The organism is Streptomyces sp. NPDC007205 (assembly GCF_040634095.1).
GTDB lineage: Bacteria > Actinomycetota > Actinomycetes > Streptomycetales > Streptomycetaceae > Streptomyces.
In genome coordinates this window covers 321,926-335,125 of the sequence record NZ_JBEYEW010000004.1, presented here as the reverse complement: position 1 = coordinate 335,125, position 13,200 = coordinate 321,926, and the positions used below count along the sequence as shown (strand labels likewise).

Below are 13,200 nucleotides of genomic sequence, written 5' to 3'. Positions count from 1 at the left end.
CCGCGCTTGACGTGTCAGTGCCCTGGGGCAGACTTGGCCGGGAATGAGACATTCGATCAAGGACCGTGCGACGAGCGAACGCGCCGGACGGCCAGTGGGGGACGCGGAGAGATGAGCCAGGACGGCGCACACGGGCGGTACGCGGGGCAGGCGCTGGCCGGCGGCCGCTACCAGCTGCGCGACTTGCTCGGCGAGGGCGGCATGGCCTCGGTGCACCTGGCGTACGACGCCGTGCTCGACCGCCAGGTCGCGATCAAGACGCTCCACACGGAACTCGGCCGGGAACAGGCCTTCCGTGAGCGCTTTCGCCGCGAGGCCCAGGCCGTGGCCAAGCTCACGCACACCAATATCGTCTCGGTCTTCGACACCGGCGAGGACGACCTCGGTGGTCTGACGACTCCCTACATCGTCATGGAGTACGTCGAGGGCCGCCCGCTGGGGTCGGCCCTCGATGAGGACATCCGGCAGTACGGCGCGATGCCCGCCGACAAGGCGCTCAAGGTCACCGCGGACGTGCTGGCGGCGCTGGAGATCAGCCACGAGATGGGGCTGGTCCACCGCGACATCAAGCCGGGCAACGTGATGGTGACCAAGCGCGGCGTGGTCAAGGTCATGGACTTCGGCATCGCCCGCGCCATGCAGTCCGGTGTCACGTCCATGACGCAGACCGGCATGGTCGTCGGCACCCCCCAGTACCTCTCGCCCGAGCAGGCCCTCGGCCGCGGCGTGGACGCCCGCTCCGACCTGTACTCGGTCGGCATCATGCTGTTCCAGCTGGTCACCGGGCGGCTGCCGTTCGAGGCGGACTCGCCGCTGGCGATCGCCTACGCGCATGTCCAGGAGGAGCCGGTGACTCCTTCGTCGATCAACCGGTCCCTGCCGCCGGCGGTGGACGCCCTGGTCGCCCGCGCGCTGAAGAAGAATCCGAACGAGCGTTTCCCGACCGCCGAGGCCATGCGCGACGAGTGCCTGCGCGTCGCCGCCTCCTTCCAGGCGGCCGCGCCCAGCATCGTGCCGGGCGCCGCGCCGGTGCAGAGCGGCGCGGGCGTCGGCTCCGCGGTGTTCCCGCCGGTCGACCAGACCGCCCAGGCGGCCCCCGGCCCGGTCCAGACGCCGTACACGACAGGCCCGTACGGTGCGCCGCAGACGCCCGCCCCCTCTTACGGCTACCCGCAGCAGGGCGGCTACCGGACGCCGCCTCCGATGGGTTACGGCCCGCAGGCTCCGCAGGCCGCCCCGACCCCGCCGTACACGATCTCGCCGCAGCCGTCCGCGCCGGGCTCCGGCGCGAGCAAGAGCAACAAGCCGGTGATCATCGGATCGGTCGCGGTGTCGCTCGTCGCGGTCATCGCCCTGGTGGTCGCCCTGACGCTGAACAACGGCAGTGACGACAAGGGAGGCCAGGGCGGGTCGAGTGCCTCCGCGTCCAGCTCCCACAAGCCGGGCTATCGCGGGCCGGACACAAGCCGGGTGATCGACAAGGAGAAGTGCACGGAGCCCGAGGAGTCCGCCCTCGACCCCTCCAAGGTGGAAGTGCCCAACTTCCAGTACAAGGACATCAACTCGGTGAAGGCGTGCCTCCAGGCCGCGAAGTGGGAGTACACGATCAAGCACGTGCCCGACAACACCTGGGGCGACGGCGCGGTGCTGGACCAGTTCCCCTCCGCGGGCACGGACGTGGACCCGAAGAAGCCGGGCACCATCGAGTTGAGCGTCTCGACCGGCAATCCCGCCTGAAAACACCGCGGATCAGAGGCCGCCGGCACACAAAGGCTTCCTGTCCCAAGCTTCGGGCCCGGCACTTTCCGTGCCGGGCCCCGCTCGTTCCAGGTGGTGTCGGCTGGTTACAGGTACGGTCCGCCCGAACGGCCGCCGGCGCGGTGGTCGTCGCCGCCCTCGGGGCCGGTCACGCCCGGCGGGAGCGCGCGGCGCATCTGTTCCAGCTGGGCCCGCGCGGCCATCTGCTGGGCGAACAGCGTCGTCTGGATCCCGTGGAAGAGGCCTTCCAGCCAGCCCACCAACTGCGCCTGAGCGATCCGCAGTTCCGCGTCGCTCGGGGTCACGTCGTCGGTGAACGGCAAGGAGAGCCGCTCGAGTTCCTCGACCAGCTCCGGCGCTAGACCGTCCTCCAGCTCCTTCACCGAGCTGGCATGGATCTCCTTCAGCCGCACCCGGCTCGCCTCGTCCAGAGGAGCCGCGCGCACCTCCTCCAGGAGCTGCTTGATCATGCTGCCGATCCGCATGACCTTGGCAGGCTGCTCGACCTGCTCCGTCAGCGGAGTCTCTCGGGAGTCGTCGTCCCCGTTACCGCCGCCGAGCGCCATCCCGTCCTGGCCCACGACGAGGATCTGGGGGTTCTCCGGCGACCGTTCGTTCCTCGGCATCTCCATGCCGCCATTCTCTCGCACCCGTACACCTCATCACCGTCGTGCCCCCTCATGGGGCTGATCCACCGTTTAGACCCAACGGCGCATTCTGAAATGCCCTGTTTGCCATCAGATGTGAGGCTTATTTCCGTCGGTTATTCCATCGACCACGACATCCGGGCTCCGGGAGGTCACCGACGTGACTCCATGGCTGCGTATCACGTTCCCCTGCGCACGGCTGCTGCTCGTCCTCGGAGCGGCCTTTCCCTCGTACGGCGCCGTCACCCAGTACGCCACGGCCGCATACGCCGCCGAGCCCGCTCCCGTGGAGCACCCGGGGCCCTCAGGGCCTTCGGAGCCCTCGGTCCATGAACACTCGGGGGGTGCCGCTGCAGGTGCCGCTGCCGAGCGTCCGGAACACCCGGAGCGTCCGAAGCCACCCGGTCACGATCACGATCACCCGGGCGTGCCCACCGCCGGCCCCACGCTCATCCCCATACCCTCCGACTCCGCCTCCGCCTCGTACCGCCCGGCGGCCATCGAGCCGACCCGTGCGGGCAGCCGCGCCGGCGAGGGCCGGATGCGGCCGGGCCGGCCGGACGGGCCCGCGGCCGAGGTGGAGGGCGACGACGACCCCGTGCCGCCTCCCCGGACATCGGACTCCGGCCGGCCGGAGGAGCCGGAAACCGCGGACCTCCCGGCCGCGACGCCGTCGGCCGCCCCCCACGAGGCGGGCCTCGACCCCGCCAGGGCCCCGGCCCGGAACGCCGCCCAGCAGAACGAGAACACCACCGAGCCGGTCCTGCAGATCCTTCCTCTGGGCAGCGGCCTGGTCCTGATCGGCCTCGGCCTGGCCCTGGCCTTCCTGGCCCTCAGACTCCGCAGAGACTGAGGCGGCGCCCGCCGTAGCTGCGGCCAGTCGTGCCTTCCCGGCCGCAGCAGGGCGCCGTACCGGCACCCCAGCGTTACGGCGTCACCAGCAGCACCTTGCCGACATGCCCGCTCTCCTCCACCACCCGGTGCCCCTCAGCCGCCTCCGGCATCGCCAGCTCCCGGTCCACAACCGGCCGGACATGCCCCCCGGCAAACAGCGGCCACACATGCTCCCGCACCGCAGCCACGATCGCCGCCTTCTCGGTCAGCGGCCGCGCCCGCAGCGAGGTCGCACTGATCGCGGCCCGCTTGCCGAGCAGCGTGCCGATGTTCAACTCGCCCTTGACGCCGCCCTGCAGACCGATGATCGCGAGGCGTCCGCTGACGGCGAGCGCCTGGACATTGCGGTCCAGGTACTTCGCGCCCATGTTGTCGAGGATCACATCGGCCCCCGCGCCCCCGGTGGCCTGCTTGATCTCGGTGACGAAGTCCTGCTCGCGGTAGTTGATGAGGATGTCCGCGCCCAGCCCGGCACAGCGCTCCAGCTTCTCCTTGGTACCGGCCGTCACCGCGACCTTGGCCCCGACGGCCTTGGCGAGCTGGATGGCCATGGTCCCGATACCGCTGGACCCCCCGTGCACGAGCAGCGTCTCCCCGGGCAGCAGGTGGGCGATCATGAACACGTTGGACCAGACCGTGCAGATCACCTCGGGCAGCGCAGCCGCCTGCCTGAGGTCGATGCCCTCGGGCACGGGCAGCAGCTGCCCGGCCGGTACGACGACCTTCTCGGCGTAACCGCCGCCCGCGAGGAGCGCACACACCTCGTCGCCCACGGCCCAGCCGGATACGCCGGAGCCGAGCGCGGCGATCCTGCCGGAGCACTCCAGGCCCGGGTAGGGGGAGGCGCCGGGCGGCGGGTCGTAGAAGCCCTTGCGCTGCATGATGTCGGCGCGGTTGACGGCGCTGGCCACCACCTCGACCAGCACCTCGCCCTCGCCGGGCTCCGGGTCGGGGACCTCCGCCCACACCAGCGCCTCGGGACCACCAGGTTCAGGAATCGTGATCGCATGCATGCGCGTGACGCTACTCCCCACCCAATGCGTCTTCGGGACGGACCCGCTTCCTCCCGGATGCCGGGTGTTTCACGTGAAACACACCCCGATTCCGGCCGCCGCCCACGGCAGATCGATCAGCTCCGCCTCCTCACCCTGCCGGGCCCCGCCCGGCGGTACGACGGCCAGCGCGTCGGCGGCGGCGATACCGCGGAGCATGGCCGGACCGTTGTAGTGCAGCGGTACGGCAAGGTCCCCGCGCAGCACCACGGGGATGAGCCGGGTGTCGTACGGGTGCCCCTGGACCGCCTCCCTCAGCGGCAGCGTGTACGGCTCGGGGGCCGGATGGGCGGCGAGGGTGCGCAGCAGCGGCTCGGCGAGCGTGAGCAGGCCGGAGACGGCCGCGAGGGGATTGCCGGGCAGGCCGACGAGGTGCTGGTTGTCCTTGGTGCGGGCCAGCAGCATGGGGTGGCCGGGTCGCACCTTGACGCCGTCGACGAGGAGTTCGGCGCCGATGCGTTCCAGAATGGGATGGACGTGGTCGACGGGGCCGCCCGCCGTGCCGCCGGTGGTGACGATGAGGTCGGCTTCGGAGCCGGTGACGGCCCGGTGCAGGGCTTCGGCGTCGTCGCCGATCCGGCGCACCGCGACGACCTCGGCGCCGAGCGCGCGCAGCCAGGGCGGCAGCATGGGGCCGAGCGCGTCCCGGATCAGCCCGTCGTACGGCAGGCCCTCGGTCAGCAATTCGTCGCCGAGCACGAGGACTTCGGCACGCGGACGCGGTACGGCGGTGACGGTGTCGTATCCGGCCGCCGCGGCCAGGCCGAGGACGGCAGGGGTGACCACGGTGCCGAGGGGCAGCAACTGGTCACCGCTGCGGCACTCCTGGGCGCGCGGGCGGATGTCCTGGCCGTGCGCCATCTCCCGGGTGGCGTGGAGCCGGCCCTGGGCGTCCACCCGGCCGTGCTCGCTGCGCAGGACGGCCGTGGTGTCGGCCGGGATACGGGCGCCAGTCGCGATGCGGACCGCCTCGCCGTCGGTGAGCGGCTCGGGCTGCGCATGCCCGGCGAGCACTCCCTCGTCCCGTACGTCCCAGGGGCCCGGTCCGGCGACCGCCCAGCCGTCCATCGCGGAGGTGTCGAAGGAGGGCAGGTCGGTCAGCGCGTTGAGAGGGGCGGCCAGGGCAAGGCCGAGGGCGTCGGCGAGCGGCACGGTGACGGGGGCGGGACGGACGCGGGCGCGGGCGGCGCGAGCGGCGATCTCACGGGCCTGGGGCCAGGGGATGGCCCGATGCCGCTCGCCATGTGCGTCAGGCGCCGGGGCGGGCACCTGGCCCTGGTTCCCGTGGTCGTCGTCCTTGTCTTCCCTCACCAGGGCCAGGGCCTCCTCGACATCGAGGTCGTCGCTGTCCTCGGCGGGCGCGCCGGCCCGCGTTCCGGGGGCGGTCATCAGGCGTCCGGGGCGCTCGGGCCCCCGCTGTCGCCTCGGTCGTTCTCCTCTTCCCAGCGCAGCGCGAGCGCGGCCGCCTTGCGTGCGGCCTCGGCGACGGCCTCGGGACCTCCCTTGCCCTGGGCCGCGGCGTAGCCGACGAGGAAGGTGGTCAGCGGGGCGGCGGGGCGGGCCACGCCGTGCGCGGCGTCCCGGGCCAGGTCGAGCAGGACGCCGGTGTCGACATCCAGGTCGATACCCAGTTCGTCCTTGACTGCGGAGATCCATTCATCCAACACGTGCCCATGCTCCCTGATGTGTGCCCTGGCGTCGGCGATGTCGTCCCAGGTGTCGCAGTCGAAGGACGCCAGCGGGTCCGCGACGCGGGTGAGGCGGAGGGCGCCGGTCAGCCGGCGCAGAGGCAGTCCGGTCAGGCCGTCCGGTCCGGCCGCGAGGGCGGCCAGCTCGCGGCGGAGCGCGGCGGTGCGATAGGCGGCCACGAGCGGCTGATCGCGGCCGTCGGCGTCGGTGAGCAGCGCGCCGTCGGCCCCGGTGCCGCTCAGGGCGGTCAGCAGGCGCCGCAGCGTGTCCGGCTGGAGAAAGGGCAGGTCGGCGGAGAGGACGACGGCGTGCTCGGCGGTGGTGAGCCCGAGGCCGGCCGCCAGCGCGGCGACCGGTCCGGCGCCGGGCGGCTCCTCGCGCGCCCAGCGGACCGGCCGCACGGTGGGCCGCCGGTCGGCCACCACAACGGTCGTACGGGCGCCCGCGCAGGCCGTGAGGACCCGGTCGAGCAGCGCCCGGCCGCCGACCCGCAGACCGGGCTTGTCGGCCCCGCCGAGCCGCCGGGCGGCGCCGCCGGCCAGCACGACGGCGTCGTACGGCACCGGCGTTCCGGGGGCGGCAAGGGCATGGTCGGTCACCCCCCGAGTATGTCCCGGGGAGCCCTGCTTGTGTCTGCCGGACCAGCTCCCGTTGTATCTCCCGCGGGGCCTTCCTTTCGGGGCCCCGCGGGCGTCACAGCGTGCGCAGGAGCACCGCCGGCTGTTCCACGCAGTCCGCCACGTACCGCAGGAATCCGCCCGCTGTGCCGCCGTCGCACACCCGGTGGTCGAAGGTGAGCGAAAGCTGGACGACCTGCCGCACCGCCAGCTCTCCTTCGTGGACCCAGGGTTTGGGGACGATCCGGCCGACGCCGAGCATGGCCGCCTCGGGGTGGTTGATGATCGGCGTGGAGCCGTCGACGCCGAAGACCCCGTAGTTGTTCAACGTGAAGGTCCCGCCGGTGAGTTCCCCGGGTGTCAGCTTTCCGGCGCGGGCGGCCTCGGTGAGCCGGGCGAACTCGCCGGTCAGCGACTCCGCGTCACGTGCGTGGGCGTCGCGCACGACGGGCACGACGAGCCCGCGCTCGGTCTGTGCGGCGAAGCCGAGGTGGACATGGTCGAGCTGGACGACCTCGCGGGCCTCGGCGTCGACGTAGGAGTTCAGCTCCGGGAACCGGGCGAGCGCGGCCGTGCAGATACGGGCGAGCAACGCGAGCAGGGCGATCTTCGGCCCTCCCGCGGTGTTCATCGCGGCACGCGCGCGCATGAGTTCGGTCGCGTCGGCGTCGACCCAGCAGGTGGCGTCCGGGATCTCCCGGCGGCTGCGGGAGAGCTTGTCGGCGACGGCACCGCGCACGCCCTTGAGGGGGATGCGGATGCCCGCGTCGCGCACGCCCGAAGCGGCGGCGGGTGCCGGCCGGGCCGCGGCGGGCCTGTGCGTCGTGATGGCGGGCGCCTCGGCCGTACGGCTGCCCAGGGCCGCCCTGGTCCGCAGGGCGTCCTCCACGTCCGCGCGCAGGATCAGCCCGTCCGGGCCGGAGCCCGCCAGCTGCCGCAGGTCCACACCGCCCTCGCGGGCCAGCCGGCGCACCAGCGGGGAGATCACGGGCGCCGGGCCCTCGGTGTGGAGGGCACCCACGCGCGCATGGGCCACCCCGTCGAGCGCCGCACCCGCAAAGGCCCCGGTTCCTTCCGGTCGCCCCGCCTGGGAGGCCGCAGCCGGCGTCGGCCGTACTCTCCGGCGCCGGGCCGGCGTCTCCGAGGTGCCGTATCCGACCAGGACGTTGCCGGATCCCTGCGACTCCGTGTGCGCGGCCGGTTCACCCACGGCCACCGTCAACAGCGGTGCGCCGACCGGAAGTTCCGTACCCTCCTCGCCGAAGCGGGCGGTGACGACACCGCCGTAGGGGCAGGGCACCTCGACCATCGCCTTGGCCGTCTCGACCTCGACGACCGGCTGGTCGACGGCGACGACGTCGCCGACCTGGACCAGCCAGCGGACGATCTCCGCCTCGGTGAGTCCCTCACCGAGGTCGGGGAGCTTGAACTCCAGCACCTGTGCCATCAGCCCTCGGCCTCCCACTGCAGCCGGGCCACGGCATCCAGGATGCGGTCGACGCCGGGCAGGTGGTGCCGCTCCAGCATGGGCGGCGGGTAGGGGATGTCGAAGCCGGCCACGCGCAGCACCGGCGCCTCCAGGTGGTGGAAGCAGCGCTCGGTGATCCGGGCCGCGATCTCGCCGCCCGGCCCGCCGAAGCCGGTGGCCTCGTGGACGACGACCGCGCGTCCGGTGCGCCGTACGGCCGCGCAGACCGTCTCGTCGTCGAACGGCACCAGCGAGCGCAGGTCGACCACTTCCAGGTCCCACCCCTCGGCCTGCGCGGCCTCGGCGGCCTCCAGACAGACCGGCAGGGAGGGACCGTAGGTGATGAGCGTCGCGCTGCTGCCGGGGCGGCGCACCACCGCGCGGCCGATGGGCTCGACGTCCGTGGGCTGCTCGGGGTTCCAGGTGCCCTTGGACCAGTACAGCCGCTTGGGCTCCAGGAAGACGACCGGGTCGTCGGAGGCGATGGCCTGGCGCAGCAGGCCGTAAGCGTCGGCGACGGTCGCGGGCGTGACCACGTGCAGGCCCGGGGTGGCCATGTAGTAGGCCTCGGAGGAGTCGCTGTGGTGCTCGACGCCGCCGATGCCGCCGCCGTAGGGGACGCGGACGGTGATCGGCAGCGGCATCCTCCCGCGGGTGCGGTTGCGCATCCGGGAGACATGGCTGATGAGCTGCTCGAACGCCGGGTAGGCGAAGGCGTCGAACTGCATCTCCACCACCGGGCGCAGGCCGTACATGGCCATCCCTACGGCGGTGCCGAGGATGCCGGCCTCGGCGAGCGGGGTGTCGGTGCAGCGGTCCTCGCCGAACTCCTTGGCGAGGCCGTCGGTGACCCGGAAGACACCGCCGAGGGTGCCGACGTCCTCGCCCATGACGTGCACGGTCGGGTCGGCGGCCATCGCGTCGCGCAGCGCGCGCGTGAGGGCCTGCGCCATGGTGGCGGGCTTGACGGCGACGGTGGTCATCGGGGACCGCCTTCCTGCGCGCCGTGCTGCTCCTGCTCGGCTTCGAGCTCGGCGCGCAGCAGGGCGCGCTGTTCGCGCAGCTGCGCGGTGGTCTCGGCGTAGACGTGGTCGAAGAGGGCCATGGGGTCCAGTTCGGGGTCGCGGTTCATGCGTTCACGCAGATCGGCGGCCATCGCCTCGGCGTCCTGCCGGGCGGCCTCCATCCCGGCGTCGTCGAGCAGCCCGCGCGCGGTGAGCTCGGATTCCAGCAGACGGATCGGGTCGTGGGCGCGCCAGGCCTCGATCTCGGCGTCGCCCCGGTAGCGGGTGGCGTCGTCGGCGTTGGTGTGGGCGTCCATCCGGTACGTCACCGCCTCCACCAGGGTCGGACCGCCGCCCGCACGCGCGTGCCGTACCGCGTCGCTGAGGACCTCGTGCACGGCCGCCGCGTCGTTGCCGTCGACCAGCCGGCCCGGCATGCCGTATCCCACGGCCTTGTGGGCCAGGGAGGGCGCGGCGGTCTGCTTGGCGAGCGGGACGGAGATGGCGAAGCCGTTGTTCTGCACGAGGAAGACGACCGGCGCCTGCCACACGGCGGCGAAGTTCAGCGCCTCGTGGAAGTCGCCCTCGCTGGTGCCGCCGTCGCCGACCAGGGCGAGCGCGACCACGTCGTCGCCCTTGAGGCGGGCGGCGTGGGCGAGGCCGACGGCGTGCGGGAGCTGGGTGGCCAGCGGGGTGGAGAGGGGGGCCACACGGTGGGTGTGGGGGTCGTAGCCGCTGTGCCAGTCGCCGCGCAGCAGGGTGAGTGCCTCGACGGGATCGACGCCGCGGGCGACGACGGCGAGGGTGTCCCGGTAGCTGGGGAAGAGCCAGTCGCGGTCTTCGAGCGCCAGGGCGGCGGCGACCTCGCAGGCCTCCTGGCCGGTGCTGGAGGGGTAGACGGCGAGGCGGCCCTGCTTGGTGAGCGCCGTGGCCTGCGTGTTGTAGCGGCGGCCGCGCACCAGCTGGGCGTACAACCGGCGCAGCAGGTCCGGGTCGGCCTTCGCGGCCGCCTCGGTGCCGAGGACGCGGTAGGGCTCGGCGTCGGGCAGCAGCGGCGCGGGGTCCATACGGGGCTGCCAGGCGGGCGGCGGCGATGGCCGGTACGCGCCCCGCTGCTCCAGAACCGTCATGACGGCACCTCCTCGTGGGAGCGGCTACGGGAGGCGCGTCGGCTGTGAGGCGCCTCACCAACCGATTGTTCGGTCGTCGGCACATTTTGGCTACAGGCACCTCCAGGCTGTGGACAAACGGTTCTCCACAGCCTGGAATGAACGCAGGACGTCCACGGCGAGGGAGCGGGGGGCAATGGCAGCTGAACAAATGGCCGACGGACCGCAGAACGGCGGCCCCCTGCCGCCGCGCCCGCTGGACGCCATCGACCAGGACATCCTGAAGATCCTCCAGGCCGACGGCCGCGCCTCGATACGGTCCGTCGCCGAACGCGTCCACGTCTCACGCGCCAACGCCTACGCGCGCATCAACCGGCTCGTCGAGGACGGCGTCATCCGCGGGTTCAGCGCGCGCGTGGACCACGAGCGAGCGGGCCACAGCACGTCGGCGTACATCACGCTGAAGATCGTGCAGAACACCTGGCGCACGGTCCGCGAGCAGCTCAGACAGCTGCCCGGCGCCTCGCACATCGCCCTCGTGGGCGGTGACTTCGACGTGCTGCTGCTGGTGCACACGTCCGACAACAGGGCGCTGCGCGAGCTGGTCCTCACCCGGCTCCAGGCGATCCCCGAGGTGCTCAGCACCCGCACGCTGCTGGTGTTCGAGGAGGAGGACCTGGAGCCGGAGGCGTAAGGAAAAAGTGCGCCGGAGGCGTAAAGGAAAAAGTGCACCTGAGGCGTAAGAAAGGGTGCGCCGGAGGCGTGAAGGTGTGCCCGAGGGCTGAGGTCAGCTCTTTTTGAGACCCGCGAAGACCAGCCGGACCACCGCGTCGGCCACCTCGCGGTCGCCGGCGCCCCGCGGGTCCGGCCGGTACCACTCCACGATCGAGTTGATCATTCCGAAGACCAGCCGGGTGGCCAGGCGGACCTCGACGTCGCCGCGTACGTCCCCGTCGGCCGCCGCGGCCTTCAGCAGTTCCGCGACCCGGTGGTCGAAGTCGCGCCGCCGCTCCAGCGCCCACCGCTCGGTCGCGGTGTTGCCGCGCACGCGCAGCAGCAGTGTCACGTACGGCAGGTCGCCTATGAGCACCTCGACCATGCGCCGCACGACGTGTTCCAGCCGGTCGACGGGCCGCCCCACGCACGCGTGCTCCTCGTCCAGGATGGCGAACAGGCCGTCCAGGGCGCGGCTGACGGCCCGGCGCAGCAGCTCTTCCTTGCCGCTGACGTGGTGGTAGATCGACGACTTGGAGATGCCGGCCGCCTTGGACAGGTGCTCCATGGAGGTGCCGTCGTAACCGCGCTCGTTGAAGACCCGCACGGCCACCGAGAGCAGCGTCTCGGGCGTGTACGTGTCGCGCTTGGCCGTGGTCATGAGGTGCCCTCCCGCTTGTCGTCGATGGCGTACGCGTGGCGGTAGAGCGCGAGGGAGGGTGCGTAACGTCCGGAGGGGTCGCGCTCGTGCATCTGGTCCAGGACGTCGAACGCGAACTCGCGGCCGAGCCTGCGGTCCCACTCGAACGGGCCGAGCGGGTAGTTCACCCCGAGGCGCATGGCCGTGTCCACGTCCTCCTCGGTGGCGACGCCCTTGGCGACGGCGTCGTGGGCGAGGTCGATGATCCTCGCGACCGTGCGCGCGACGATCATGCCGGGGACGTCGCCGATGACGCTGACGTCCTTGCCGAGGGCCTGGAAGAGGCCGGTGGCCTCGGCGAGGGTCTGCGGCGAGGTGTCGTGGCAGGCGGACAGCGCAATGCGGCCGGCCGCGCGGTAGTCCAGGGCGAGGTCGAAGTAGACGACGTCCCGGAACTCCACACAGGTCTGCCCGTCGGCGAGGACCAGCTGGCCACCGCTCGGCAGCACCAGACGGGTGCCGTTGTCCTCGTCCTCCTCGCGGACCTGGATGCCCGCCTCGCGGATCAGCCTGAGCAGCTCGGCCGCGGGGCCGAGGCCGCCCTCGGCGACGACGTACGCGGGCGGCTGCTCCTTGTCGGCGGTGTGCGGCTCGGGCCGCTCGGCGCCTTCGGCGTGGTCGTACCAGCCGTGCCCGCTCTTGCGGCCGAGACGGCCGGACTCCACCAGCCGGCGCTGGGCCAGGGACGGGGTGAAACGCACGTCCTGGAAGAAGGACTGCCACACGGAGTGGGTCACGGACTCGTTGACGTCCTGCCCGATCAGGTCGGTCAGCTCGAAGGCGCCCATCCTGAAGCCGCCGGACTCGCGCAGGACCGCGTCGATGGTGGCCGGGTCGGCGGCCTGGGCCTCGTAGACCGCGAAGGCCTCGGCGTAGAACGGCCGGGCGATCCGGTTGACGATGAAACCGGGGGTGTCGGCGCAGGCCACCGGGGTCTTGCCCCAGGCACGGGCGGTCTCGTACGCGCGCGTGGCCGACGTGACGTCGGTGGCGAACCCGGAGACGACCTCGACCAGCGGCATGAGCGGCGCCGGGTTGAAGAAGTGCAGGCCCAGAAAGCGGCCGGGATGGCGCAGGGCGCCGCCGATGGCCGTCACCGACAGCGAGGAGGTGTTGGTGGCGAGCAGGCAGTCCTCGGCGACGGTCTCCTCCAGCTCGCCGAAGAGCTGCTGTTTGACGTCCAGCCGCTCCACGACGGCCTCGACGACCAGGCCGCAGTCCGCCAGTTCCGCAAGGCTCTGCGCCGGCTGGAGGCGGGCGCGGGCCGCGTCCCGGGCGGCGTCGGTGATCTTTCCCTTCTCCACGAGCCGGTCGAGGCGGGCGCCGATCGCTGCGGCCGCGTCCCGGGCGCGCCCGGCGACGGCGTCGTACAGCCGCACGGGGTGGCCGGCGACCAGCGCGACCTGGGCGATGCCCTGGCCCATGGTGCCGGTGCCGACGACGGCCACGGGGCTGCTGAGGTCGAGTGCTGTCATGTGCGCGATCCTCCCGCACGGCGTTTTCCACAGATGCGGCGGACCCCCTTGTCCCGACCGATCGTTCGGTTAC

General features: G+C 72.5%; 12 protein-coding genes. 3 read left to right on the top strand and 9 right to left on the bottom strand.

The genetic code is table 11. The features are described 5' to 3' along the window. Nucleotides 1-111 precede the first annotated feature (111 nt). Nucleotides 112-1,737: a protein kinase gene (locus ABZ624_RS10250; RefSeq protein ID WP_360084789.1), complete on the top strand. Its 1,626-nt coding sequence runs from the start codon at nucleotides 112-114 to the stop codon at nucleotides 1,735-1,737. 107 nt (nucleotides 1,738-1,844) lie between these two features. Here ABZ624_RS10250 and ABZ624_RS10245 read toward each other — a convergent pair whose 3' ends face one another. Continuing rightward, the gene (locus tag ABZ624_RS10245; RefSeq protein WP_360084786.1) at nucleotides 1,845-2,390 is read right to left on the bottom strand and encodes a bacterial proteasome activator family protein; all 546 of its coding nucleotides are present in this window, start codon (nucleotides 2,388-2,390) and stop codon (nucleotides 1,845-1,847) included. Nucleotides 2,391-2,565: 175 nt separating this feature from the next. On the opposite strand from ABZ624_RS10245, the gene ABZ624_RS10240 reads away from it, so the two are divergent. Next, nucleotides 2,566-3,258: a hypothetical protein gene (locus ABZ624_RS10240; RefSeq protein ID WP_360084783.1), complete on the top strand. Its 693-nt coding sequence runs from the start codon at nucleotides 2,566-2,568 to the stop codon at nucleotides 3,256-3,258. A gap of 73 nt (nucleotides 3,259-3,331) precedes the next feature. Here the strand turns inward: ABZ624_RS10240 and ABZ624_RS10235 are convergent, their stop codons facing one another. The 6 genes from ABZ624_RS10235 to pdhA form a co-directional block, all read right to left on the bottom strand. Then, nucleotides 3,332-4,312 (bottom strand): NAD(P)H-quinone oxidoreductase, encoded by a 981-nt coding sequence (locus tag ABZ624_RS10235; RefSeq protein ID WP_360084780.1) that lies wholly within the window; start codon nucleotides 4,310-4,312, stop codon nucleotides 3,332-3,334. 69 nt (nucleotides 4,313-4,381) lie between these two features. Then, a complete protein-coding gene (locus tag ABZ624_RS10230) occupies nucleotides 4,382-5,740 on the bottom strand; it encodes a molybdopterin molybdotransferase MoeA (RefSeq protein WP_360084777.1) in 1,359 nt (452 codons plus the stop codon). Further along, nucleotides 5,740-6,639 (bottom strand): NTP transferase domain-containing protein, encoded by a 900-nt coding sequence (locus ABZ624_RS10225; protein ID WP_360084775.1) that lies wholly within the window; start codon nucleotides 6,637-6,639, stop codon nucleotides 5,740-5,742. The genes ABZ624_RS10230 and ABZ624_RS10225 overlap by 1 nt, the downstream gene beginning before the upstream one ends. A 94-nt stretch (nucleotides 6,640-6,733) precedes the next feature. Next, entirely contained in the window at nucleotides 6,734-8,104 is a 1,371-nt protein-coding gene (locus tag ABZ624_RS10220) for a dihydrolipoamide acetyltransferase family protein (protein WP_360084772.1), read from the bottom strand. Next, nucleotides 8,104-9,108, bottom strand: coding sequence for an alpha-ketoacid dehydrogenase subunit beta (locus ABZ624_RS10215; protein WP_360084769.1), 1,005 nt, complete (start codon nucleotides 9,106-9,108; stop codon nucleotides 8,104-8,106). Before ABZ624_RS10215 ends, ABZ624_RS10220 begins: the two co-directional genes overlap by 1 nt. Next, nucleotides 9,105-10,259, bottom strand: coding sequence for a pyruvate dehydrogenase (acetyl-transferring) E1 component subunit alpha (gene pdhA, locus ABZ624_RS10210; protein ID WP_360084766.1), 1,155 nt, complete (start codon nucleotides 10,257-10,259; stop codon nucleotides 9,105-9,107). Before pdhA ends, ABZ624_RS10215 begins: the two co-directional genes overlap by 4 nt. A gap of 190 nt (nucleotides 10,260-10,449) precedes the next feature. On the opposite strand from pdhA, the gene ABZ624_RS10205 reads away from it, so the two are divergent. Next, entirely contained in the window at nucleotides 10,450-10,932 is a 483-nt protein-coding gene (locus ABZ624_RS10205; protein ID WP_360085205.1) for an Lrp/AsnC family transcriptional regulator, read from the top strand. Nucleotides 10,933-11,025: 93 nt separating this feature from the next. On the opposite strand, the gene ABZ624_RS10200 is transcribed toward ABZ624_RS10205, so the two are convergent. Both ABZ624_RS10200 and ABZ624_RS10195 read right to left on the bottom strand, forming a co-directional pair. Next, nucleotides 11,026-11,613: a TetR/AcrR family transcriptional regulator gene (locus ABZ624_RS10200; protein ID WP_360084763.1), complete on the bottom strand. Its 588-nt coding sequence runs from the start codon at nucleotides 11,611-11,613 to the stop codon at nucleotides 11,026-11,028. Next, the gene (locus ABZ624_RS10195; protein WP_360084760.1) at nucleotides 11,610-13,127 is read right to left on the bottom strand and encodes a 3-hydroxyacyl-CoA dehydrogenase; all 1,518 of its coding nucleotides are present in this window, start codon (nucleotides 13,125-13,127) and stop codon (nucleotides 11,610-11,612) included. The genes ABZ624_RS10200 and ABZ624_RS10195 overlap by 4 nt, the downstream gene beginning before the upstream one ends. Nucleotides 13,128-13,200 lie beyond the last annotated feature (73 nt).